The organism is Leisingera sp. ANG-S5 (assembly GCF_000813925.1).
In the GTDB taxonomy this organism is placed as follows: Bacteria; Pseudomonadota; Alphaproteobacteria; order Rhodobacterales; family Rhodobacteraceae; genus Leisingera.
On sequence record NZ_JWLH01000025.1, the window covers coordinates 35,316 to 56,558 of the forward strand.

A 21,243-nucleotide genomic window follows, 5' to 3' on the forward strand; every position below is an offset into this window, starting at 1 on the left:
GGGTCATCCCGCCAGCAGCGCGCGGGCCGCAGCGCGGGCCTCCTCGGTGATGGTATCACCGGACACCATCCGGGCAAGCTCATCCACCCGCTCGGACTCGGCCAGCGGCACTACCTGCGACAGGGTCATGCCGTCGACCACCTGCTTGCGCACCTGCCAGTGATGGCCGCCAAGGGCCGCCACCTGCGGCGAGTGGGTCACCACCAGCACCTGGCCGCTGCCAGCCAAGCTGCGCAGGCGCCGGCCCACGGCATCTGCCGTTGCCCCGCCGACGCCGCGGTCGATCTCGTCAAAAATCAGCGTCTTGCTGGAATCCTCACCGCGCAGGCAGACCTTCAGCGCCAGCAGGAACCGGCTCAGCTCGCCGCCGGAGGCAATCTTGTTCAGCGGGCCTGCCGGCGCGCCGGGGTTGGTAGCCACGGTAAAGGCCACCGCATCCATGCCTTCCGGGCCGGGCTCTGCCGAGGTGATGCGCGTCTCAAACACCGCGCGTTCCATCTTGAGCGGTGCCAGTTCTGCCATCACGGCCTTATCCAGCGCCGCAGCGCTTTGGCGGCGCACCGCGCCCAGCTGCTTGGCGGCCTCGGTATAGGCCGCCTCCGCGGCCTTCAATGCTGCCTCCTGGTCGGCCAGATCCTGATCGCCCGCGTCCAATGCCGCCAGCTTGCTGCGCAGCGTTTCTGCGTAGCCTGCCAGCTCATCCGGCTGCACGTCGTGCTTGCGCGCCAGGCCACGGATCGCGAACAGGCGCTCCTCGCAATCTTCCAGCTCACCAGGATTGAAATCAAGGCTGTCCAGCACCCGCTCAACCCCGTCCTGGGCATCGCCGAGTTCAATCATCGCGCGGCTGAGCGCCGCCAGCGGCTCATCCAGCCCGCCCTCGGCCTCCTGCCCCGCGACGCCTTCCAGCCAGCGCTGCGCCTCGCCCATTGCCGCCTCAGCACCCTCGCTCAGCAGCGCGTGGGCGCGGGCAATGTCGCCGCGGATACGCTCTGCCGCCTGCATCTGGCGGCGGCGGGTATCCAGCGCCTCATCCTCGCCCGGCTGCGGGTCCAATTTGTCCAGCTCCCCCACCGCGTGGCGCAGGAACTCTTCCTCGGCACGTACCGCTTCCAGCGCGGCGCGTGTGGCCGCCACTGTCTTGCGCGCCTTGGCAGCATCGCCCCAGGCGCTGCGCACAGAGGCCAGCAGCGCCTGCACCCCGGCGTATTGGTCCAGCAGCGCCATATGGCCGCGCGGGTTCAGCAAACCGCGGTCGTCATGCTGGCCGTGCAGTTCCACCAATGTCTCCGACAACGCCCGCAGCACCTCGCCCGAGCAGCGGCGGTCGTTGACCCAGGCAGTCTTGCGCCCCTCGGCGGTGTTCACCCGGCGCAGGATCAGCTCATTGCCGCCCGGCAGCCCGGCCTCTTCCAGAATGGCATGTGCGGGATGGCCTTCGCCCAGCTCGAACTCCGCCAGAACCTCGCCCTGGCTTGCCCCCTGGCGCACCAGTTCGGCGCGGCCGCGCCAGCCCAGCACAAAGCCGAGGCTGTCGAGCAGGATGGATTTTCCTGCCCCGGTCTCGCCGGTCAGCACATTCAATCCGGGCTGAAAGTTCAGCTCCAGATGATCAATGATCAGGATATCCCGGATATCAAGCGCGCGCAGCATTGCCCCGCCCCATTGCCGCGGCGGCCGTTACAGCCACCGCCCCTTGATCGTCTGGCGGTAAATCTGGCTCAGCCAGTTGTTGCCGCGGTCCTTGGGCTTGAGCCCATTTGCGGACAGCAGTTTGTAGCTGTCCTCGTACCAATCGGTGGACTGGAAGTTATGGCCCAGAATGGCCGCCGCAGTCTGTGCCTCGGCGGTCAGGCCCAGCGACAGGTAGGACTCGACCAGACGGTGCAGCGCTTCCGGCGTGTGGCTGGTGGTCTGGAAGTCCTCCACCACCACCCGGAAGCGGTTGATCGCAGAGGAGTAGTGGCCGCGGCGCAGGTAATAGCGGCCGATCTCCATCTCCTTGCCCGCCAGGTGGTCAAAGGCCAGGTCGAATTTCAGGATCGCCGAATTGGCATATTCACTGTCAGGGTAGACCTCGATCACGGTGCGCAGCGCCTGCAGCGCCTGGAAGGTCAGCCCCTGGTCACGGCCCACTTCGTCGATCTGGTCATAATAGCTAAGCGCCAGCAGATACTGGGCATAGGCTGCGTCTTCATCCGCCGGGTAGAAGTCGATGAACCGCTGCGCGGCGGCGCGGCTGTTCTCGTAATCCTTGACCTGATGATAGGAGAAGGCCTGCATGATCACTGATTGCTTGGCCCATTCTGAATAGGGGTACAGGCGCTCGATCTCGGAAAAGTAATAAACCGCATCCTTGGGACGGCGGTTGGCCAGTTCGAACTCGGCCCGCTCATAAATCTGATCCGGCGGGAAGGCTTCGACCGACTCGCCGCGCTTCACCGCGCCGCCGTCGCCGCCGCAGCCTGCAAGGGCCGCCATCAAAAGGACTGCGCCGAGGGTTTTGGCTCCTGCCCTGATGCCGTTCATTGTGCCTCACCTCACCGTCATTGCCTTACGGGTGTATGCCCCGGTTATGCCGTCTCTAGCATATTCAAATGGCGCGCAAAACGCCTTTCGACACTTCCGCACTCACATGGCAGAGAAAGCCGTCCATGGTCAAGGCTGCCCTGCCGTTCCCGCCCCGTACCGCGCCGCCGCACAGGAAAAGACCCGGGACACTCACGTCCCGGGCCAGTCTGTCCGCTCGTAGTTTGGTCTTCTGCCTTATGCCACGCGGCGCTGCTCGGCCGGGATTTCCGACCAGATCAGCCCCTGCCCCGGCAGCCGTGCGGTCATCGCTGCATCGCAGGCGACGGCCCGGACCGCATCCGGCTGCGCAAACAGGGCCCGCAGCAAAGTGTTGGTCAGCGCGTGCCCCGCGCGCTCGCCAACGTAGCGCCCCAAGATCGGCCCCCCAGCCAGTGCCAGATCCCCCAGTGCATCCAGCATCTTGTGGCGTACAGGCTCGTCCGAGTGGCGCAGACCTGCGCCGCTCTCGACACGTTCGCCATCAAACACAACGGCGTTTTCGCCCGGCTTGCCGCCGAGAGCGAGGCCGTTGGCCTGCATTGTTTCGACATCTGCCTGGCGGCAGAAGGTGCGGCTGTCGCACAGCTCACGCGCAAAGCTGCCATTGCGCATGTCCAGAACCTTGCTCTGGCGGCCGATGGCGGCCTCGGCAAAGTCGATGTGGAATTCGATGGTCAGCCGATCGCTGGGCAGCAGGGTGGCGCGGGCGCCATCCTTCTCCACCGTCACCGGCTTCAGAATTTCATAAGCCATGATCGGTGCGCCCAGGCGCTGCACGCCGTGCTGCATGATGCCGCGCACGAACGGTGCCGAGGAGCCATCCACGATCGGCACTTCCGGGCCGTCGATTTCGATCAGGGCATTGTGCACACCACAGCCGGCGAGCGCCGCCATGATGTGCTCAACAGTGGAAACGCTGACGCCTGAGCCATTGACCAGGCGGGTGCAGAGCGGGCTGCGCTCCACCAGATCCCAGCGGGCCGGAACCACGGTGTTGCCCAATGCAATGTCGGTGCGCTTGAACACGATGCCGTGCCCCGCCGGAGCCGGGATCAGAACCATGCGTGCGGGTTTGCCGGAGTGCAGGCCGACCCCTTCGAATGCCACCGATGCTTTGAGCGTATTCTGCACGTTGCGCCTCATTCCACTGTTTCCGGCCTCGGGGGCCGTGTTGCGGATGAGAGTTAAGGTTTTGCTTAAAAACGCACAACTCAATCTTTGTAACGGATTGAAACATGGATGTAACAGGTCGGCAAAACACCGCTCAGATCACCGCAATAGCTTGAAATACAAAAATAAAAAGCCGCCCGAAGGCGGCTTTTCAAGCGCGATATGTGATGCTTCAGTTTGCCTGGCGGCGCAGGAAAGCGGGGATTTCGATGCGTTCCTGATCCGGATCCGCCTGCTGCTGCTGTGCCTGCTGCGGCTGGGCTGCCGGTGCGTGCGCGTGCATTGCGGGTTGCTGGCGGACCGCCTGCGGCTGCTGTTTCGCGGCCGGGGCGTCATTGCTGCCGGTCATCCGGTGGATCAGCGAATTCAGGCCAAAGCGGCGCTGCCCTTCCGGCTGCTGCTGCTGCGTTTGCTGCTGTTGCTGCGGCGCCTGGGCTGCAGGGGCTGCAGGACGCACGGCCTGCGGAGCCTGTTGCTGCTGCGGCTGCTGCACCCGCTGGGCGGCGGCCTGCAGGCGCTCCAGCGCTTGCGGCGACGGGGTGCCCGGCGCGGGCGCCTTGGGGGCGACAAAGGCCGCTTGCGGAGCCTCTGCAACATCTGCCTGCGGACGGAACTCCGGCACCTGCGGCTGGTAGGCGGGGGGCGGCAGGCCGTCGTCGTCCAGCTGCTCAACTTCTTCAAACACGTCTTCTGCCTGCTCCTGAGCGGCAGCCTGCTGCACGTTCAGCTCTTCGAACAGCGACGGCTCTTCCAGAGCGGCGGCGGCAGGCGCTTCCTGCACTGGTTCAGGCGCGGTCTCAGCGGCGGCGGGCTGCTGAACCGGAGTTTCCAGCTCCAGCGGCGCGGCGCGGTTTTCCTCGACGCTGACGGTCTGGCGCAGCGGCGCCGACATCGGGCGGCGCGGTACCGGCATGTCGGTGTTGACGTCGGTTGCGTCGATGCCGGTGGCAACGACGGAGACCCGCATCTTGCCTTCCATGCCGGTATCCAGGGTGGAACCGACGATGATGTTGGCATCCGGGTCCACTTCCTCGCGGATGCGGTTGGCGGCCTCGTCCAGTTCGAACAGGGTCAGGTCGTGCGAGCCGGTGATGTTGATCAGCACGCCCTTGGCGCCTTTGAGGCTGATTTCGTCCAGCAGCGGGTTGGCGATCGCCTTCTCGGCGGCCTGGACCGCGCGGTCCTCGCCCTCGCCCTCGCCGGTGCCCATCATCGCCTTGCCCATCTCGTCCATCACGGCGCGGACGTCGGCAAAGTCGAGGTTGATCAGGCCCGGGCGGACCATCAGGTCGGTCACGCCTTTGACGCCCTGGTACAGCACGTCATCGGCCATCGAGAACGCCTCGGTGAAGGTGGTCTTCTCGTTGGCAAGGCGGAACAGGTTCTGGTTCGGGATGATGATCAGCGTGTCGACCACCTTCTGCAGGCTTTCGACACCGGCCTCGGCCTGGCGCATCCGCTTGAGGCCCTCGAACTGGAACGGCTTGGTGACAACACCAACGGTCAGCACACCCAGTTCCCGCGCGGCCTGCGCGATGATCGGCGCGGCGCCGGTGCCGGTGCCACCGCCCATGCCCGCGGTGATGAAGCACATATGCGCGCCCGCCAGGTGGTCGACGATCTGTTCGATGCTTTCCTCAGCTGCGGCAGAGCCGACCTGCGGACGGGCGCCTGCGCCCAGACCTTCGGTGACTTTGATGCCCAGTTGCACGCGGCTTTTGGCAGCGCTCTGCTGCAGCGCCTGCGCATCGGTATTGGCCACGACGAATTCGACGCCATCCAATTCCTTGGCGATCATGTTGTTGACGGCATTGCCGCCAGCGCCGCCGACACCGAACACGGTGATCTTCGGCTTCAACTCTTCATTCCCGGGCATCGAAAGGTTCAACGTCATGCTCATACCGCCTGTGTTACCTGCCCTTCCCGCAAAGGGCTTATTCCTGTCCTATTCACCATAATCTACCGCGGAGAGGGTGTTTCGTCATCCTAAAAAGCACGACGAACCACAAAATAAGGCCTCATTCTAAGGCAAAAACCGCGGTATTTCGCCGTCCCTAGCAGATATTGCGGATTGAGCACAAGCCACACACAACAAAACCTCTCCAGCCGCAAAATCGCTTTGCAGAGGAGGTCGGTTCCGAAACTTGGCTGGCCACTGCCCGGCCTGCTGAATCGCCGCGTTTGCCGCGGACGTTAAGCACAACTTAACGGGTGACTGGGGCGCTGTCACGCCCTCTTTGCCCGTTCCGGCTGAATTGATTTGCGGCTTTCGTCCCGACTTTACCAGTTGTCGCGGAACCAGCGCACGGCACGGCCCAGGGTGCCTGCCGGATGGCGGCCTGCGGGCATCTCGAAATCCCACCATTCATCCTGCGGATGGGCGGCAAACAGGCACAGGCCGACGGCAGAGGCAAAGCCCGGCCCGGTTGCCGATTGCGGCAGGCCATGGACGCGCAGCGGGCGGCCCAGGCGGACCTGCTGGCCCAAAATGCGGCTTGCCAGCCCGTCCAGCCCCATGATCTGGCTGGAGCCGCCGGTCAGCACGATCTGCTGGCTCGGCAGGTATTCGAACCCGGCTGCATCCAGCCGCGCCCGCACCTCTTCCAGAATTTCCTCGACGCGGGGGCGCATGATGCCGATCAGCTCTGCCCGGCTGACGGTGCGGCGGTCGTGCTCCCAGTCGCCGGTGTCGCCGCCGATGTCGATGATTTCCCGGTCGTCGGCGCCGGTGGCATGCACCCCGCCGTTGAAGGTCTTGATCCGCTCCGCATTGGCCAGCGGCACCCCCAGCCCCATCGAGATGTCACTGGTGATGTGATCGCCACCCAGACGCACCGCGTCGGCATAGATCATATGCTTCTTCATGAAAATCGAGATCGAGGTGGAGCCGCCGCCCATGTCGATACAGGCCGCGCCGAGCTCCTGCTCATCCTCGACCAGCGCCGAGAAGCCGGAGGCATAAGCCGAGGAGGCGATCCCCGCCAGCTCCAGGTCGCAGCGCTGGATGCAGCGCACCAGGTTCTGCACCGCTATGGCGTCCACCGTCAGCATGTGCATGTCGACCGCCAGCGTCTGCCCCATCTGGCCGCGCGGATCGCCCAGGCCGGAGCGGTTGTCGAGCGCGAAGTTCACGGGCTGCGCATGCAGCACCTCGCGCCCCGCCCCGTATTCCGGCACCTCGCAGGAGGCCAGCACCTGCGCCACCTCATGCTCGGAGACCACCTGCCCCTCAAGATCCAGCCTGGCATCCAGCCCGTAAGAGCGCGGATTGGCGCCGGAGAAACAGGCGATCACGTGATCAACCCGCACCTCTGCCATCTTCTGCGCCGCCTGCACCGCAGTGCGGATCGCACGCTCGGTCTCCTGCATGGCGTTGATCTCGCCGAACTGCACGCCGCGCGAACGGGTTGTGGCGGCGCCGATCACCCGGAACCCCGACTGCCCGGCCAGGGCGCCGATGGAGCCGTCCTCGCTGAGCCGCCCGGTGCCGTCAAAGCGCAGAACCAGGCAGGCGATCTTGGAACTGCCCACGTCCAGAATGGCCACCACGCCGCGCTGCATCGCCTGGCGGCGCATCTGCCGCATCGCCCGTTGCGATTGATAAAGATCTGTCATGTTACTGCCCGCCCCCGTTCAACTGCCGGATCCGCCACCAGTTTTCCACTGAGTTTTCGGTCATCCGCACGGTGGGGCGCCCAGCCAGACGCATATCCACCGCTGCCACATCGCGTTCCAGCAAATCCTGTACTTCACTGACCGCCAGCACCCGCTCCAGCGCCCGGACCGGGTTCTGCGCGGGCAGCATGATGCGCTGCTTGCGGTCCAGCACCACGTCCCAGCGCCGTTCGCCGACACGCACCAGTCCGCGCAACCGCGGCCCCAGCGGTTTTGCTGCCGCAAACAGCCGCAGCGCCTGCGCCGCATGCTTGGCCGCCCCCTTGCCCGCGATCAGCGGCAGATCCGGGTGCAAGCTGCGGCGGCCCAGCTCGGCCACGTGAATGCCCTGTTCGTCCAGCAGCGCCAGCCCCTCGCGGCTGCGCCAGATCAGCGCCGGCTCGCGCTCCTCCACGTCAACCTGCAGGATGCCGCCGGGGCGGATCCTGACGCTGGCAGCCTTGACCGGGTCCAGCCCGGTGATCACGTCGCGGATCTGCTCCAGGTCCAGATCGAAGGAGCTGACCGGGAAGTCCAGCGGCACCACTTCGCGGATGTCGCGCGCCACACTGGCGCCGGCACCATCGACCGCCATCACCTTGACCATGAATTCCGGCCGTTCCTGGATCGCGGCGCGGGCGTCATTATAGAGCCCCACCAGCGTATCGCGCCGGGCCTCGTCCGCCAGATAGGCGCTGCCCGCCGCAAACACCAGGCAGAACGGCACCCCGAAACGCAGGCCAAAGCGGATGCCCGGCGTCAGCATCCAGCGCTGCAAACGGTATTTCAGCCGCGACGGTGCCGGATCGCACCGTCCCTCACCACCGCTGCGCCGGAACCGGTCCTTCAGCGGTTGCATGAGGCATCCTCCACCATCCAGGCGCAGAGCTGGCCAAAGGTCATGCCGCAGTGGGCCGCCTGTTCCGGCGCCAGCGAGGTCGGCGTCATGCCGGGCTGAGTGTTTGTTTCAAGCAGCACAAGGCCGCTGGCGCCGCGCGCCTCATCCCAGCGGAAATCGGTGCGGCTGACACCGCGGCAGCCCAGCACCTCATGCGCCTTCAGCGCGTATTCCAGGCACAGGTCGAAGATTTCCTGCGGCACATCGGCGGGCAGCACGTGGCGCGAGCCGCCGGGCTTGTACTTGGCGTCATAGTCATACCAGCCGTCGGTCAAAATATCGGTGACGGTCAGCGCCCGGTCGCCCACCACGGTGGTGGTCAGCTCGCGTCCCGGCGCATAGGTCTCGACCATCACCTCGGCGGGCATTTCCTCCGACAGCTGCGGCGGGCCGTTGGCCGCCTCGTGCACGATATAGATGCCAACGCTGGAGCCCTCGTTGTTGGGCTTCACCACATAGGGCGGCGCCATCACGTGGCCTGCGCTCACGTCATTCTTGGCAAACAGGCCGCTTTCGACCACCGGCAGTCCGGCGGTGCGGAAAACCTCCTTGGAGCGCTGCTTGTCCATTGCCAGCGCCGAGGCCAGCACCCCGGAATGGGTATAGGGGATCTGCAGCCATTCCAGCACGCCCTGGACGCAGCCATCCTCGCCCCAGCGCCCGTGCAGGGCGTTGAACACCACATCTGGCTTGATGTCCAACAGGCGCGCGTGCAGGTCAGCGCCCGCATCCACCTCAACAACCTCGAACCCCTCACCGCGCAAAGCGGCCGCGCATTCACGGCCGCTGGACAGCGATACCTCGCGTTCGGCTGACGGTCCGCCCATCAGCATCGCGACTTTCGGGAGTGCCCTGCTCGACTTACTCACCACAAAACGCCTCAATATACGCGGGGCTTTTTGCCCCTGTTTCTTGGGACCCCTTGCAGGCCCGCCTTATCATTTTGCGCCGGGCTGATCCCGGCTGATTATTGCGGGGCTCGGCGCCCCTGAAACCGGCGGTGCTTTGCCGCCTTAGCGGCACCGTAACGCCCAAAATCTTACCGGCGTGTTAACAGTGCCTTTACCACGGTTAAGATTTCCGCTCCCCGGATCTGTGTCAGACCCTGTTCCTGCTCAAGCTGCCATTGCAGAAGCCTTTGCCGGCGCTCAAGATTTCCGGTTATTCGGGAAGCGGATCACCTATCCGCATGATTTCCCACTCTAGCGTGATGCCGGAATCTTCGTAAACCTTTTTCCGCACATCTTCGCCCAGCCCTTCCAAATCTGCGGCAGTTGCGCCACCGGTGTTGATCAGGAAGTTGGAATGCTTCTCGCTCATCTGCGCGCCGCCGCGCCGCGCGCCGCGCATGCCTGCGTTGTCGATCACTTTCCAGGCCTTCAGGTCATGCACATCATCGGCGCGGCCAGTAGAGGAGAACCCCGCCGGATTGCGGAAGGTGGAGCCGGCCGAACGGTCCCTTGTCGGCTGGGTTTCGTCCCGCTTTTGCAATTGCGCCGCCATCCGGGCGTGCAGCTCCTCCGGGTCGCCCTTGGGTCCGCGCAGGGTGGCGGAGACCAGCACCGCCCCCTCTGGAAACGCCGTCTGGCGGTATTGGAAAGCCAGCTCTTCCGCGCTGATCTCGCGGACCTCGCCCTGGCGGGTGACGATGGTGGCCGACACAAACACATCTGCGGTGTAGCTGCCATAGCAGCCCGCGTTCATCCGCACCGCACCGCCGATGGAACCGGGAATGGTGCGCAGGAAGGTGAGGTCGATTCCCGCATCCGCGGCTTTCTTCGCCACATGCGCGTCCAGCGCCGCAGCGCCCGCGGTCACCGTATCACCCTCAGTTTCGATGCTGTTAAAGCCGCGGCCCAGCCGGATCACCACCGCCCGCATGCCGCCGTCGCGCACGATCAGGTTGGAGCCGACCCCCATCGGAAACACCGGCACGCCCGGCTCCAGCTGGCGCAGGAAATCTGCCAGATCGTCAATATCCGCGGGCTGAAACAGATGCTCCGCCGGTCCGCCGACCCGCAGCCAGGTCAGCTCCGCAAGCGGTTTCTGTCCGGTAAGGCGGCCACGCACCGCCGGAAGAATGATTTCACCTTGCGCCGCCATCGCCGTTTCCGTCCCAAATTCCATCCTGCAAGCGAGCACAGTCCGTAGACCAGGTGGCCGATGAAATAAAGGGATAACACGGTTTGGCGGCCAGTCTCCGCCGCAAACAACAGCAGGCCAGCCAGCAGGACCAGCACCATAAGCCAGATTACTGAGGCAACAATGGCCGCAGCCGCCTGCCTGGCCCGGGCAAGATTATAAAACGCCGCCAGCCATACGGCACCGAACAGCAGCCAGATTACAGTAACAGCAGCCAAAAGAGGCCTCCACCGCCAGCGGAAACGCGCTGGCGTCAAACAGGGTACACTGGGTATTCCCGTCTGATTATCAGGCCATCCGGAAGAAAAGGTTAAGCTTTCCCCAACGGCGGCCTTTTTGCGGAGGTTTACATTCCCAGCGTGCGCCTGACCCAGCGCCCGAAATACAGTACCGGCCAGCGCAGCACCGACATCCCGGCCAAGAGAACAACCAGCCCCCACCAGGGACCGTTCTCATAGGTGACATAGCCCAGCAGCGGAATGCCCAGCGCAATCAGCACATAGGCGCGCCGCCAATGGTTGTCGCGGCTGGGGATCATCGCCAGCACATTGGCAGCCAGCGCCCAGACGGCGGCCAGGGTCAGCGACAGCGTCATACCCCTAGCGCCCCAGCCGTTCCGGCAGGCCATTGGCCCAGGTGCTGATGGTGCCGGCGCCGAGGCAGACAACCATGTCGCCGGGCCGCGCCTGCTCGCGCACCAGGCGCTCCAGGTCTTCCTCGTTCAGGATGGCGCGGGCGTGGCGGTGGCCGTGGCGGATCAGGCCTGCCACCAGGTCATCGCGGCTGGCGCCCTCGATCGGGTCCTCCCCGGCAGAGAACACTTCGGCAATTGCCACCACGTCAGCCTCATTGAAGCAGGCGCAGAAATCGTCGAACAGGTTGGACAGGCGCGAGTAGCGGTGCGGCTGGTGCACCGCGATCACCCGGCCCTCGCTGGCCTGGCGCGCCGCTTTCAGCACCGCGGCGATCTCCACCGGGTGGTGGCCGTAGTCGTCGATGATGGTGACACCGTTCACTTCGCCCACTTTGGTGAACCGCCGGTTGACGCCGCCAAAGGCCGCCAGAGCCTCACGGATTTCGACACTGTTCATGCCCAGATGCCGCGCCACTGCCACCGCAGACAGCGCGTTGGAGACATTGTGGTCCCCTGGCATCGGCAGTGTGCAGCCCTCGATCACCCGGTCCTCGGCCTGCAGCACCACGTCGAAATGCGCGACGCCCGCCTTGTAGGTCAGGTTCACCGCCCGCACGTCCGCCTGCGCGTTGAAGCCATAGGTGACCACCCGGCGGTCGGAGATCCGGCCCACCAGCGCCTGCACCTCCGCGTGGTCGGTGCAGCAGACAGCGATGCCATAGAACGGGATGTTGGAGACAAACTCCAGGAAGCCGTCGCGCAAGCGGTCAAAGTCGCCCCAGTGCTCCATATGCTCCGGGTCGATATTGGTGACAACGGCAATGGTTGCGGGCAGCCGGTTGAAGGAGCCGTCGCTCTCATCCGCCTCGACCACCATCCATTCGCCCTGCCCCATCCGCGCGTTGGAGCCATAGGCGTGAATGATGCCGCCGTTGACGATGGTCGGGTCGAAGCCGCCGGCCACCATCAGCTCTGCCATCATGGTGGTGGTGGTGGTCTTGCCGTGGGTGCCAGCAATGGCGACGTTGGACTTGAGCCGCATCAGTTCCGCCAGCATGTCGGCCCGGCGCACCACCGGCAGGCCGCGCAGGCGGGCCTCGTCCAGCTCCGGGTTGCCCGGCTTGATCGCCGAGGAAATCACCACAACCGCGGCTTCTTCCAGGTTCTCTGCCTGCTGGCCCACGAAAATCCGCGCGCCCAGCTTCTCCAGCCGCTGAGTGATTTTGGAGGATTTCAGGTCCGAGCCCTGCACCATGTAGCCGAGGTTCAAGAGCACCTCGGCGATGCCCGACATGCCGATGCCTCCGATACCCACGAAATGGATCGGGCCGACGTCGCCAGGCAGTTTGGTTGCAGGGTTCATAACGTTTATCCTTCCTCGGCCAGTTGCTCCACCAGTGCCGCCAGACGTTCGGCGGCATCGGGAACCCCGGCGCTCAGTGCAGCGGTTGCCATCTGGGTGGCAGCCTGCGGGTTACTCAGAATCGCGCCCATATGCTCTGCCAGCACCGGGATATCAAGGGCGCTTTCGGGAATCATCACGGCAGCATTGGCATCAACCAGCCCGCGGGCGTTGGCGCTCTGGTGGTCGCCTGCAGCGGCGGCAAAGGGGATCAGGATCGACGGCCGCCCGATGATCGAGATATCGGCAACAGAAGACGCGCCGGAGCGCGAGATCACCAGCTGCGCCTCTGACATGCGGGCGGGCACATCGGTGAAAAACGTCTGCACATCGGCATTTATGCCGTGCTCTGCATAAAACGCATTGACCCGTTCCAGGTCCTCCTCGCGCGCCTGATGCGACACGCGCAGGTGCTGGCGGATGCCCTCCGGCAGCGCCGCGACGGCAGCAGGCACCACGTCAGAGAGGATGCGCGCGCCCTGACTGCCGCCCATCACCAAAAGCGACATCGGGTAATCGCCCGGCGGAATATAGCCGGCCCCTGCCCGCTCCTTCACCGCGCTGCGGACCGGGTTGCCCACATGCTCATGCGCGACACCTTCCGGCAGCGTGGTCGGCCAGGTGCCGCAGGCGACGCCCGCGACGCGGGTGGCAAAGATCTGGTTGACGCGGCCCAGCACGCCGTTCTGCTCATGGATCATCCGCGGCAGCTTCAGCAGCGTTGCCGCGCCCAGCGCCGGGATTGACGGGTAGCCGCCAAAGCCGATCACCGCATCGGGGCGGTCACTGCGCATCTGCATCGCCATCGACAGCACGCCGCCGGCAATCTTCGGCGCCACCAGCGCCTTGGCCAGCAGCCCGCCGCGGGCAAAGGTGGCAGAGGACACCTGGGAGATTTCAACCGCGCTGGGGAAGGACGCGGTGTAGCGCGCGCCGCGCGCATCGGTCGACAGCTTCACCCGCCAGCCGCGCGCCAGCATCATCTCGGCCAGCGCCTGTGCAGGAAACATATGGCCGCCGGTTCCCCCGGCAGCCATCAAGAGCATTTTCTGTGCCATCGCAGCTGGTCTCTTTTCTATCTCGTCAGCGGCCGCGGCCGTTCAGGTAATCGGCAATCCCGCCCTGCGGGCGCGTCCGGGTAAAGGCCAGGAGCATACCCACCGCGATCCCGGTGGCAATCAGCGAAGATCCGCCATAGCTGACAAACGGCAAGGTCATGCCTTTGGCGGGCAAGAGCCGCACTGCAACCCCCATGTTGATCATCGCCTGAACGCCGAACATGCACACCAGGCCGGTGCCCGCGAGGCGGATGAAAGTATCGCGCTCGCGCATCAGCCGGAACAGCGACCGCACCACGATGGAGGCGTAAAGCGCAATCAGCACCGCCACCAGCACCAGCCCGTATTCCTCTGCCGCGACGGCAACGATGAAGTCGGTATGGGCATCGGGCAGCGACCATTTCACCTGCCCCTCGCCGACGCCGACCCCGAACAGCCCGCCCTCGCGGATGGCGTTGGTGGCATAGCCCAGCTGGGTAGTAGGATCGACATCCGGGTTCAAGAAGCCGTCGATGCGGCGGGCGAAGTGTTCGGAGCTGTTATACGCAAAGACGCCGCCCATCACGACCACGGCGGCCATGCAGACCAGCAGCAGCATCGGCGCGCCCGCCACGAAATACATCACCCCCCAGCCGAACAGGATCAGGCTCGCCTGGCCGAAATCGGGCTGCAGAACCAGCATCATCACCACCATCATGCACAGCGCGAAGGACATCAGCGTGCCCGGCGGGCCGTTGATCTGCTGGCTGGCGGCAATCATCCAGGCGGCGACCACGATGAAACCGGGCTTCAGGAACTCCGAGGGCTGCAGCGAAGCAAAGCCAAGCGAGTACCAGCGCACTGCGCCCTTGCCGAAATCGGTGCCAAAGATGGGCAGGAAAGCCAACGCGACAAAGGCCAGGGCGAAGCCGACCACCGCCAGCCGCCGCACCAGCACCGGCGACATCACTGAGGTCATCAGCATCGCCATCAGCGCCGTCAGGCCGAAAACCGCCTGCCGCTGCACATAGTGGAAATTGCTGAACCCGTTCCTTTCTGCCAGCGGCACTGAGGCGGCAAGCCCCAGCAGCAGTCCGATCACGAACAGCATCAGGATGCAGGACATCGTCCATTTATCCAGCGTCCGCCACCACTTGGGAAGAATCGGCTCACCAGCCTGCACGGGAACCGCGCCATAGACCATCTCAGTCATGGGAATACCGCCACTATATGCCTCGTTCCGCCCCATTTTTCGGGGTCTCACAGAAACTGTAACGAAACGTGAGCCGCGGCGCCAGAAAAAGAACACAGTTCGGCAAGAATCCACCGCCCGCACGGCGGGCCATCTTGACAGGCAGGAAGCTGCCCGCGCGCCAGCGCCAATCCGCCGGACCGCGCCCGCCGGCCTGCCTCTTGCGCCGCTGCCGGTTCCGTGGTGGATGCGCGCCATGCGGATAAACACCCTGATTCTCGGCGCCGGCGCGGCTGGCATGATGTGCGCGGCCCACACCGGCGGCAGCACTTTGGTGATCGACCACGCCAAGGCGCCGGGCGAGAAGATCCGCATTTCCGGCGGCGGCCGCTGCAACTTCACCAACATGTATGCGGAGGCCAAGAACTACCTCTCCGCCAACCCGCATTTCTGCAAGTCAGCGCTGGCGCGCTATACCCAGTGGGATTTCATCGAACTGGTGGACCGCCATGGCATCGCCTGGCACGAGAAGACCCTGGGCCAGCTGTTCTGCGACGGCTCCTCCAAACAGATCATCGCCATGCTAACGCAGGAGATGGCGCAGGCTGGCGCGGACCTGTGGCTTCACACTTCCGTCGAGACGGTGGAGCAGACCGCGGACGGCTACCGTGTCCAGCTCCTGCGCGAGGGCAAGTCGCAGACTGTCACCTGCCGCAACCTGGTGCTGGCCACTGGCGGCAAGTCGATCCCCAAGATGGGCGCCACCGGCCTCGCCTATGATCTCGCCCGCCAGTTCGGGCTGGAGGTTACCGAAACCCGCGCTGGCCTGGTGCCCTTCACCTTCCCCGACGGGCGTTTCCAGCCGCTGGCCGGCGTCTCCCTTTCCGCTCGCCTCAGCAATGCGCGCACCAGCTTTGACGAGGCCCTGCTGTTCACCCACCGCGGCCTCTCGGGCCCTTCCGTCCTGCAGCTCTCCTCCTACTGGCGCGAGGGAGAGGAGATCACCGTGAACCTGATCCCGGAAACTCCGCTCTATGACCTTTTGCGCGAACAGCGCCAGGCCGAGGGCCGCCGCGACCTGACCACCGAGCTGTCCCGCCACCTGCCGGGCAAACTGGTGGATTTCCTGAAGCCGCAACTGGACCTCAAGGGCCGCCTCGCAGACCAGTCCGACGCCGCGCTATCCGCCCTTTGCGAGGCGCTGCAAAGCTGGCGCCTGCTGCCCGCGGGCACCGAGGGCTATCGCACCGCCGAAGTCACCTTGGGCGGCATCTGCACCGACGGCCTGTCCTCCAAGACGATGGAGGCCAAAGCCGCCCCCGGCCTTTATGCGATCGGCGAAGCAGTGGATGTGACCGGCTGGCTCGGCGGCTACAACTTCCAATGGGCCTGGGCGTCGGGCCATGCCGCGGGCACTGCCATCGCCGCCGGCAGATGAAGCCGGCTTGACTTTGGGCGCGGGACCGCCCATTTAGTTACCATGATAACATAAATGGAGCCTATGATGACCAGCCCCTTTCAACTCGTCGCCAGGATCACCCCGAAACCCGAGCACATGCAGGATGTCCGGCAAAGCCTGCTGGATGTTCTGGAGCCGACCCGCGCTGAAGCCGGCTGTCTGAAGTTCCGCTTGCTCGAAGGCCGCGATGGCACTTGCTTTTACCTTGACGAAGAATGGGCCAGCGACGACGCCCTGGCAGCGCATTACGCGGCGGATTACATCACCCCGGTCTTCGCAAAATACGAAGCCTGGCTGGCCAAGCCGGTGGAAATCCACAAGATGACTGCCCTGGCCTGACCCTCATGTTCTTCCTCAAGGAACTGCCATCGCAGCAGATGGTCGGCACCTACGCCGAAACCTACGGCACCGATCCTGCACATATCACCAGCGCGCTCTTGATGATGCGCCGCGCCAGCCTGCTGATCCGCAGGCTCGATGCCTATTTTGCCGCGCATGGCCTGTCGCAGCTGCGCTTTCTGGTGCTGATCGTTATTGACCGGGAACCTGAACGCCAGTCGCTGACGCCAAATGAGATCGCCAGCCGCATAGATGTGTCAAAACCGGTCATGACACGCACCCTGCAATCCCTGCAGCAGAACGGGTTGATCAGCCTTGCGGCCAGCCAGACCGACAAGAGGTCCAAAGAAGCCGCGCTGACAGCGGCAGGGCGGCAGCAGCTGCAAGATGCCCTGCCCGGCTATTTCAGGATTCTGTCGGAGGAAATGGCCCACCCGCCCGCCGCCGGGGATTGAGCCTCCGGCCTGCTGTTTGGGGATTTTCCGCTTGGGTGAGCCTGAAGCCCTCCGCCCTCACCTGCCAGACTTTACCCGGCCAGCTCTGCCACCTCCGCCAGCAGCCAGCTGCGGAAGGCGGCAATGGCCGGCGCGTCGCGGCGGGCCTCCGGGTAGACCAGCCAGGCTGAAATATCGTCCTCTGTCACCAGATCGAAGGGCTGCACCAGCGCGCCGCTTTCGATCAGCCCGCGGGCATAGGCCGGTGTCATCAGGCAGGCGCCCTGGCCTGCCAGGGCCGCCTGCACCTCCAGCATCTGAGTGCCAAGGCTGTGCCGCTCCGCCCGTTTCGGCGGCGCAACCCCGGCAGCACGGAACCACATGCCCCATGCCGGGTCGCCCGCATCCACCAGCGGCACCCGCAGAAGGTCGGCGGGTTCTTCGATGGGGCCATAGGCCTCCATCAGCGCCGGTGTCAGCAGCGGCGTGTAGCTGGCGCGGATCAGCAGGTCGGCGGCCAGCCCCGGCCAATTGCCGCGGCCTACCCGGATGCCCACGCTGGCCTCGCCGGCCAGCAAGTCGGCAACCCGCGGATTGACGTCGACCCGGGTGGTGATGCCCGGGTGCGCCACCTGGAACAGGCCCAGCCGCGGCGCCAGAATAAAGGCGGCAAAACTGGTAATGGTGCTAATCACCAGTTCCTCGCCACCGCTGCCGCGCACCTCCGCCCAGCCCTGCCGCAGCAGGTCCAGCGCCTCACCGGCATGGCGCTGCAGCGCCTTGCCCGCGGCCGTGGGCTCCACCCCGCGCGGCAGCCGTTTGAACAGAGGCTGCCCGGCCCGGTCTTCCAGCAGCTTGATCTGATAGCTGACCGCCGCCTGCGTCATCGCAAGCTCCTCCGCCGCGCGGCTGAAACTGCCCAGCCGGGCCGCCGCCTCTAAGACGCGCACCGCCTGCAGCGGCGGCAAGGGGTTTACAGAGCGATCCATAAACACAGCTTATACCAAGGCCGCTGAGATTCAATTGGTCATTGGCGCAGCAAGCGCCCACATCTTGTTCACACAGAACAAGGATCGCCCCCATGTCTGAAATGCTTTCACAGATGAACCTCTGGCACGCTATCAGCAGAGTTTTTGTCTCGCACCCGCGCGAGGACGCCTCCGCCAGCCAGGCTGCCGGCCAGCAGCTGGCCCGCAGGCGGCTTAACCACCTGCCAGAGCATCTGCTGCGGGACATCGGCCTGTGAGCCGGCCTGTGAGACTAGCCCTGGAAATCAGCCAGGCCGTCCTGCTGCCGGCCGCTTCGCTCACTCTTCGATGAACACCTTGTTGTTCGGGGTCACACCGCGGGTATAGGTGCAGAAGGTGTCATGCGCCTCGGGCGTGGTGGTGTGGATCTTGATATTGGTGATCACCTCCACCGCACCGAACTCCAGGCAGGCTTTCTCCGCGGCTTTGACGATCTCCAGCAGGTGATCCAGCTCCCCCTTCATGGTGGTTTCCATCGCCCCCACCTGAAACGGCACGCCTGCGGATTTCACTACGGCAATCGCCGCGTCCACCGCCTCGAAGTTGTTGCCCTCGCGCAGCCGCGGAATGACCTGAAAGGCCAGCATCACGGTATTTCCTGTTGCAGTGCCTGCAGTCATGCCTGTCTCCTCCTGCGGCTCATCCCAGCCGTTTCTTCACCTCAGCCACGAAATCATCGCCGCGCTGCTCGAAGTTGTCGTACTGGTCAAAGCTTGCGGCGGCCGGCGCCAGCAGCACCGTATCGCCAGGCTGCGCCTCCGCCATGGCGCGCTCCACCGCTGCGGCCATGGTGGTGCAGACTTCGGCCTCCACATCCAGCTGCAGAGCGAACCCTGCCGCCTCGCGGCCAATCACATAGGCCTTTTGAACATTGCCGGTCTGCCCCTTCAGGGCGTCCAGCCCGCCGTCCTTCTCCAGCCCGCCGCAGATCCAACGGATATTCTTGAAGGCACTCAGCGCCTTTACAGCGCTGTCCAGGTTGGTGGCCTTGCTGTCATTCACATAGCGCACGCCATCTGCCTCGGCGATGGTCTGGCTGCGGTGCGGCAGGCCGGGGAAGCTGGCCATGGCGTCACCGATCAGCCGCGGCGCCAGCCCCAGGGTGCGCGCCGCCGCATAGGCCGCGCAGGCGTTCTGGTGGTTATGCGCGCCCGGCAGGCCCATCATCTCCCGCAGGTCGATCGAGGCCGCCTGCCGCCCCTTGCGGTATTCGCTCAGGAAGCCTTTGCGGGCAAAGACCTGCCAGCCCGGCCCGGTCAGCTTGCGCGCGGCGGAAATGCGGATCACCCGGTCGTCGCCCATTCCTTCCGACAGCTGGCCTGCCAGGAACAGCCCCTCATCCTCGTCGATGCCAATAACGGCGCGGTCCGGCCCGCCCTCGGCAAACAGGCGGCGTTTGGCCGCAAAATAGCCGCCCATGCCGCCGTGCCGGTCCAGATGGTCAGGAGACAGGTTGGTGAACACCGCCACATCCGGCGTCAGCGCGCGGGCCAGCTCTGTCTGGTAGCTCGACAGCTCCAGCACAACCACGCCGCCCTCACCGGGCGGATCAATGTCCAGCACACCGCGGCCGATATTGCCCGCCAGCTGGCTCTCTCGCCCCGCCTCTTGCAGGATGTGGTGCAGCAGCGCCACCGTGGTCGACTTGCCGTTGGAGCCGGTGACAGCCACCACCCGCGGCGGCTGGTCGTGCAATTGCCAGTCGGCATCGGCAAAGGAGCGGAAGAACAGCCCGATGTCATTGTCCACCGGCACCCCACCCTCCATCGCGGCGCGGATCACCGGATTGGGTTTCGGGTAAAGATGGGGAATGCCGGGCGACGTGATTAGCGCCGCCACGTCATCAAAGGCACCGGCTTTGTGAAGATCGCGGCAGGTGAAGCCTTCCGCCTCCGCCGCCTCCCGCGCTGCCGGGTTGTCGTCCCAGCACAGCGGCACTGCACCGCCTGCCCGCAGGGCCCGTGCGGTTGTCAGGCCTGAGCGTCCAAGACCCAGCACCGCCACCTTGGCGCCCTCATATCCTTTGACCGGGATCATCACCTGCCCTCCCATAGACCTATTGCCAGAACCGCTATCCGATCCGCTCAGCCTTTGCCAGAGCCGTCAGATTGACAAGCCCCGGCCCATGCCGGAGATTCCGCGCAAATCAAGAAGGAAGGATCGCCCCGTGGCTGCGGATATGCAGGTTTTGCTCGACCGGATCAGTGCTGAGATGCAGGGCCGCACCGACCGCGGCGCCGTCGCCAGCTATATTCCGGAACTGGGGCAGGTTGACCCCAACCAGTTCGCGATTGCAGTGGCCACTGCCGAAGGCGGCCTGTTCCACGCGGGCGATGCGCTGACAAGGTTTTCCGCCCAAAGCATCACCAAGGTGTTCACGCTCGCCATCGCGCTTGGCCGCTCTGGCGACCAGCTGTGGAGCCGTGTCGGGCGCGAGCCCTCGGGCACCGCCTTCAACTCCATCGTCCAGCTGGAGCATGAGCGCGGCCGCCCCCGCAACCCCTTCGTCAACGCAGGCGCTATCGTCACCACGGATGAGCTGCTGGCCGGCCGCGCCCCCAAAGAGGCACTGGCGGAAATCCTGGCCTTCTTCCGCGCCGCCGCAGGGGACGAGGACATCCACATCAACAAGGCGGTGGCCAGCTCGGAAACCCGCCACGGGCACCGCAACTTTGCCCTTGCCAATTTTCTGGCGTCTTTCGGCAACCTGAAGAACACGCCGGAGAAAACACTGGGCACCTATTTCCACCAATGCGCCACCGAAGTGACCACGGTGCAGCTGGCCAAGGCAGGCCGCTTCCTGATTGGCGGCGGTGCGAAACCGGCATTGGTGTCGCAAGGCAGGGTGCGGCGGCTCAATGCGCTGATGCTGACCTGCGGCCATTACGACGGCTCGGGCGAGTTCGCCTACCGCGTCGGCTTGCCCGCCAAGAGCGGGGTCGGCGGCGGTATTCTGGCGATTGTGCCGGGCAAAGCCAGCATCGCGGTCTGGTCGCCAGGGCTGGACCACAACGGCAACTCCAAACTTGGCACCGAAGCGATGGAGCTGCTGGCCCGCGAGATGGACTGGTCGGTGTTCTGATCCGGTTGCTCCGAGCCCCCCTGCACAGCCTGCGCAGAGCGGTGCCGGGAAGGCGCCAAAACGTCCCTGGCACCTTCCATTTCAATCCAGTCTACGGCCTTAATTGAACCGGACACCAAATCGCATAGAGTTTGAAACCCCGCGTCCACCACCGAGGGCGGCGCCCGGCCCGGCGGGGTGGGAAGCGAAGCGCCCGCCCCG

20 protein-coding genes are annotated in these 21,243 nt (G+C 65.1%); 5 read left to right on the plus strand and 15 right to left on the minus strand.

What is annotated here, in order from left to right:
- Positions 1–3: 3 nt before the first annotated feature.
- From recN to ftsW, 12 genes are all read right to left on the minus strand, one after another.
- Complete coding sequence (gene recN / locus RA25_RS20765) at positions 4–1,653, minus strand: DNA repair protein RecN (protein WP_039174797.1); 1,650 nt, start codon at positions 1,651–1,653, stop codon at positions 4–6.
- Positions 1,654–1,680: 27 nt separating this feature from the next.
- Positions 1,681–2,529 carry an outer membrane protein assembly factor BamD gene (locus RA25_RS20770; RefSeq protein WP_019298287.1) on the minus strand — a complete coding sequence of 283 codons (849 nt, stop codon included), beginning with the start codon at positions 2,527–2,529 and terminating at the stop codon, positions 1,681–1,683.
- A gap of 237 nt (positions 2,530–2,766) precedes the next feature.
- Positions 2,767–3,714, minus strand: a complete 948-nt coding sequence (gene lpxC, locus RA25_RS20775; protein ID WP_019298288.1) for a UDP-3-O-acyl-N-acetylglucosamine deacetylase — start codon at positions 3,712–3,714, stop codon at positions 2,767–2,769.
- Between the two features lie 199 nt (positions 3,715–3,913).
- Positions 3,914–5,635 (minus strand): cell division protein FtsZ, encoded by a 1,722-nt coding sequence (ftsZ, locus tag RA25_RS20780; RefSeq protein ID WP_029205043.1) that lies wholly within the window; start codon positions 5,633–5,635, stop codon positions 3,914–3,916.
- A 386-nt stretch (positions 5,636–6,021) separates the two neighbouring features.
- Positions 6,022–7,356, minus strand: a complete 1,335-nt coding sequence (gene ftsA / locus RA25_RS20785) for a cell division protein FtsA (RefSeq protein WP_039152224.1) — start codon at positions 7,354–7,356, stop codon at positions 6,022–6,024.
- Between the two features lies 1 nt (position 7,357).
- Positions 7,358–8,254: a cell division protein FtsQ/DivIB gene (locus RA25_RS20790; protein ID WP_039174798.1), complete on the minus strand. Its 897-nt coding sequence runs from the start codon at positions 8,252–8,254 to the stop codon at positions 7,358–7,360.
- Positions 8,242–9,126 (minus strand): D-alanine--D-alanine ligase, encoded by an 885-nt coding sequence (locus RA25_RS20795; protein ID WP_241477455.1) that lies wholly within the window; start codon positions 9,124–9,126, stop codon positions 8,242–8,244. The genes RA25_RS20790 and RA25_RS20795 overlap by 13 nt, the downstream gene beginning before the upstream one ends.
- 328 nt (positions 9,127–9,454) lie before the next feature.
- Positions 9,455–10,396 carry a UDP-N-acetylmuramate dehydrogenase gene (gene murB / locus RA25_RS20800; protein ID WP_039174800.1) on the minus strand — a complete coding sequence of 314 codons (942 nt, stop codon included), beginning with the start codon at positions 10,394–10,396 and terminating at the stop codon, positions 9,455–9,457.
- Positions 10,397–10,781: 385 nt separating this feature from the next.
- Complete coding sequence (locus RA25_RS20805) at positions 10,782–11,030, minus strand: DUF2484 family protein (RefSeq protein WP_019298294.1); 249 nt, start codon at positions 11,028–11,030, stop codon at positions 10,782–10,784.
- 4 nt (positions 11,031–11,034) lie between these two features.
- On the minus strand, positions 11,035–12,432 hold the full coding sequence (gene murC / locus RA25_RS20810) for a UDP-N-acetylmuramate--L-alanine ligase (protein WP_039174801.1): 1,398 nt from the start codon (positions 12,430–12,432) through the stop codon (positions 11,035–11,037).
- A 5-nt stretch (positions 12,433–12,437) separates the two neighbouring features.
- Positions 12,438–13,529 (minus strand): UDP-N-acetylglucosamine--N-acetylmuramyl-(pentapeptide) pyrophosphoryl-undecaprenol N-acetylglucosamine transferase, encoded by a 1,092-nt coding sequence (locus RA25_RS20815; protein WP_019298296.1) that lies wholly within the window; start codon positions 13,527–13,529, stop codon positions 12,438–12,440.
- A 25-nt stretch (positions 13,530–13,554) separates the two neighbouring features.
- Positions 13,555–14,721: a putative lipid II flippase FtsW gene (gene ftsW, locus RA25_RS20820; protein ID WP_039174802.1), complete on the minus strand. Its 1,167-nt coding sequence runs from the start codon at positions 14,719–14,721 to the stop codon at positions 13,555–13,557.
- Between the two features lie 235 nt (positions 14,722–14,956).
- Between ftsW and RA25_RS20825 the strand changes: the two genes are divergently transcribed.
- The 3 genes from RA25_RS20825 to RA25_RS20835 all read left to right on the plus strand — a co-directional run bounded on the left by RA25_RS20825 (position 14,957) and on the right by RA25_RS20835 (position 16,953).
- Positions 14,957–16,138, plus strand: coding sequence for an NAD(P)/FAD-dependent oxidoreductase (locus RA25_RS20825; RefSeq protein WP_039174810.1), 1,182 nt, complete (start codon positions 14,957–14,959; stop codon positions 16,136–16,138).
- Between the two features lie 66 nt (positions 16,139–16,204).
- Positions 16,205–16,498: a putative quinol monooxygenase gene (locus tag RA25_RS20830; RefSeq protein ID WP_039174811.1), complete on the plus strand. Its 294-nt coding sequence runs from the start codon at positions 16,205–16,207 to the stop codon at positions 16,496–16,498.
- 5 nt (positions 16,499–16,503) lie between these two features.
- Complete coding sequence (locus RA25_RS20835; RefSeq protein ID WP_039174803.1) at positions 16,504–16,953, plus strand: MarR family winged helix-turn-helix transcriptional regulator; 450 nt, start codon at positions 16,504–16,506, stop codon at positions 16,951–16,953.
- 71 nt (positions 16,954–17,024) lie between these two features.
- Here RA25_RS20835 and RA25_RS20840 read toward each other — a convergent pair whose 3' ends face one another.
- Positions 17,025–17,921, minus strand: a complete 897-nt coding sequence (locus RA25_RS20840; protein ID WP_039174804.1) for a LysR substrate-binding domain-containing protein — start codon at positions 17,919–17,921, stop codon at positions 17,025–17,027.
- A gap of 92 nt (positions 17,922–18,013) precedes the next feature.
- On the opposite strand from RA25_RS20840, the gene RA25_RS22855 reads away from it, so the two are divergent.
- Complete coding sequence (locus RA25_RS22855) at positions 18,014–18,178, plus strand: DUF1127 domain-containing protein (protein ID WP_152612260.1); 165 nt, start codon at positions 18,014–18,016, stop codon at positions 18,176–18,178.
- 60 nt (positions 18,179–18,238) lie between these two features.
- On the opposite strand, the gene RA25_RS20845 is transcribed toward RA25_RS22855, so the two are convergent.
- Together RA25_RS20845 and murD are read right to left on the minus strand one after the other, a co-directional pair.
- Positions 18,239–18,580, minus strand: a complete 342-nt coding sequence (locus RA25_RS20845; RefSeq protein WP_039174805.1) for a thiamine-binding protein — start codon at positions 18,578–18,580, stop codon at positions 18,239–18,241.
- Positions 18,581–18,599: 19 nt separating this feature from the next.
- Entirely contained in the window at positions 18,600–19,997 is a 1,398-nt protein-coding gene (murD, locus tag RA25_RS20850) for a UDP-N-acetylmuramoyl-L-alanine--D-glutamate ligase (RefSeq protein ID WP_039174806.1), read from the minus strand.
- Between the two features lie 130 nt (positions 19,998–20,127).
- Here murD and RA25_RS20855 point away from each other — a divergent pair, with 130 nt between their 5' ends.
- Positions 20,128–21,042, plus strand: a complete 915-nt coding sequence (locus RA25_RS20855; RefSeq protein ID WP_039152251.1) for a glutaminase — start codon at positions 20,128–20,130, stop codon at positions 21,040–21,042.
- The last annotated feature ends 201 nt before the right edge of the window (positions 21,043–21,243 follow it).

Coding starts and splice junctions, on each gene's coding strand:
- recN (WP_039174797.1), bottom strand. CDS start 1,653: ATGCTGCGCGCGCTTGATATCCGGGATATCCTGATCATTGATCATCTG.
- RA25_RS20770 (WP_019298287.1), bottom strand. CDS start 2,529: ATGAACGGCATCAGGGCAGGAGCCAAAACCCTCGGCGCAGTCCTTTTG.
- lpxC (WP_019298288.1), bottom strand. CDS start 3,714: ATGAGGCGCAACGTGCAGAATACGCTCAAAGCATCGGTGGCATTCGAA.
- ftsZ (WP_029205043.1), bottom strand. CDS start 5,635: ATGACGTTGAACCTTTCGATGCCCGGGAATGAAGAGTTGAAGCCGAAG.
- ftsA (WP_039152224.1), bottom strand. CDS start 7,356: ATGACAGATCTTTATCAATCGCAACGGGCGATGCGGCAGATGCGCCGC.
- RA25_RS20790 (WP_039174798.1), bottom strand. CDS start 8,254: ATGCAACCGCTGAAGGACCGGTTCCGGCGCAGCGGTGGTGAGGGACGG.
- RA25_RS20795 (WP_241477455.1), bottom strand. CDS start 9,126: ATGCTGATGGGCGGACCGTCAGCCGAACGCGAGGTATCGCTGTCCAGC.
- murB (WP_039174800.1), bottom strand. CDS start 10,396: ATGGCGGCGCAAGGTGAAATCATTCTTCCGGCGGTGCGTGGCCGCCTT.
- RA25_RS20805 (WP_019298294.1), bottom strand. CDS start 11,030: ATGACGCTGTCGCTGACCCTGGCCGCCGTCTGGGCGCTGGCTGCCAAT.
- murC (WP_039174801.1), bottom strand. CDS start 12,432: ATGAACCCTGCAACCAAACTGCCTGGCGACGTCGGCCCGATCCATTTC.
- RA25_RS20815 (WP_019298296.1), bottom strand. CDS start 13,529: ATGGCACAGAAAATGCTCTTGATGGCTGCCGGGGGAACCGGCGGCCAT.
- ftsW (WP_039174802.1), bottom strand. CDS start 14,721: ATGACTGAGATGGTCTATGGCGCGGTTCCCGTGCAGGCTGGTGAGCCG.
- RA25_RS20825 (WP_039174810.1), top strand. CDS start 14,957: ATGCGGATAAACACCCTGATTCTCGGCGCCGGCGCGGCTGGCATGATG.
- RA25_RS20830 (WP_039174811.1), top strand. CDS start 16,205: ATGACCAGCCCCTTTCAACTCGTCGCCAGGATCACCCCGAAACCCGAG.
- RA25_RS20835 (WP_039174803.1), top strand. CDS start 16,504: ATGTTCTTCCTCAAGGAACTGCCATCGCAGCAGATGGTCGGCACCTAC.
- RA25_RS20840 (WP_039174804.1), bottom strand. CDS start 17,921: ATGGATCGCTCTGTAAACCCCTTGCCGCCGCTGCAGGCGGTGCGCGTC.
- RA25_RS22855 (WP_152612260.1), top strand. CDS start 18,014: ATGTCTGAAATGCTTTCACAGATGAACCTCTGGCACGCTATCAGCAGA.
- RA25_RS20845 (WP_039174805.1), bottom strand. CDS start 18,580: ATGACTGCAGGCACTGCAACAGGAAATACCGTGATGCTGGCCTTTCAG.
- murD (WP_039174806.1), bottom strand. CDS start 19,997: ATGATCCCGGTCAAAGGATATGAGGGCGCCAAGGTGGCGGTGCTGGGT.